This window comes from Microbacterium schleiferi (genome assembly GCF_020781975.1).
GTDB lineage: Bacteria > Actinomycetota > Actinomycetes > Actinomycetales > Microbacteriaceae > Microbacterium.
Window position 1 is genome coordinate 1 of sequence record NZ_JAJGNI010000029.1, and the last position, 1,337, is coordinate 1,337.

The window sequence follows — 1,337 nt, forward strand, 5'->3', positions numbered from 1 at the left end:
GGGCCTTGACCCTCGATCGTGGACACGGTGTCGTTTCGGTTATGCCGCTTCCGCGAGGGTAGCGGACGTGGTCGCCGCGTAGGCGGTTTCGTAGGTGTTCGGGGTGATGTGGCCGATCGCGGAGTGGCGCCTTCGGGTGTTGTAGCGGTTGGCCCACCGGAACACGGCCCGGTAGGCGGTGGCCCGGTCGGGGAACGCCGCGGCGCCTTCGAGGAGCTCGCGTTTCAGCGCGGCGTTGAGGCTCTCCGCCAGTGAGTTGTCGGCACTCGAGCCGATCGCACCCATGGACTGCGTCACCTTCAGCCGCTCGCAGAGCTCGGCGTAGGCCTTCGAGGTGTAGACGCTGCCGTGGTCGCTGTGAAACACGGCGCCGGCCAGCGAGCCGCGATCACGAGCCGCTGCGCGGAGGGCGTCCTCGACAAGTTCGGTGCGCATGTGGTCGGCGACCTGCCAACCGGCGAGCTTGCGAGAGCCGAGGTCGATGCAGGTCGCGAGATAGAGGTTCGTGCCGTCAGCGATGGGGAGGTAGGTGATGTCGCCGACGTACCGGCGGTTCGGGTCACCGATCGAAAAGTCCCGTCCGATGAGGTCGGGGAAGCGGCGGCCGGACTGGTCCGGGACCGTGGTCTTCACCCTCCGTCGCAACCGGATCCCGGCGAGCTGGTGCTCCCGCATCACCCGGGCGACCCGCTTGTGATTCACCCGCCCGGCCGCGGCGACGCCGTCGTTGAGGTCCGCGGTGATCCGCGGCGCACCGTAGGCGCGGTCCCCGCCCAGTGCGGGGTCCTGCAGCACCCGGATGCGAGCCACGAGAGCGGCGTCTTCGGCGGCCCTCGCCGCCCGCCGTGGGGCGGCGTCCAGCCAGGCGTAGTACGACGACCTGGCGATCTCGATGACCTCACACAACCGCTTCACGCCGTAGGCGTCCTTGTGGTCCTCAACGAACTGGAAGCGGTTCACCAGTTCGTCTCCCCGGCGAAATACTTCGCCGCCTGGCGGAGGATATCCCGCTCCGTCTCGAGCTTGATCCGCTCCGCTTCCAGCCGCGCGTTCTCGGCCTCCAGCCGCATGATCTTCGCCGCCGGCGACTCCGACCGCCCCGACGCGGACGTCGACGCTCTGCCGGCGGTCGTCGTCCCGGAGCCGAGCTTCTCAACCCACTCCCGCAACGCACCGCGGGAGATCCCCAGATCCGCCGCGATCGCCTTCAACGTCGCCCCAGGCGTGGACTCATACAAGTCCACCGCCCGCTGCCGGAACTCGTCCGTGTAGTTCTTCCTAGCCATCCCTTGGATTCTCGCTTCCCCAGCGCCGTGCTGGAATCAGCGTGTCCAAGA

The 1,337-nt window shown here is 68.4% G+C and carries 1 protein-coding gene; it reads right to left on the minus strand.

Annotated elements, in window-relative coordinates; genetic code table 11:
• Nucleotides 1-39 precede the first annotated feature (39 nt).
• Nucleotides 40-1,286, minus strand: a protein-coding gene (locus tag LL236_RS14725; RefSeq protein ID WP_228179576.1) for an IS3 family transposase whose coding sequence is annotated in 2 segments (ribosomal slippage) — nucleotides 40-971 and nucleotides 971-1,286 — 1,248 coding nt in all. Because the reading frame shifts where the segments join, the coding sequence is not laid out codon by codon here.
• Nucleotides 1,287-1,337 lie beyond the last annotated feature (51 nt).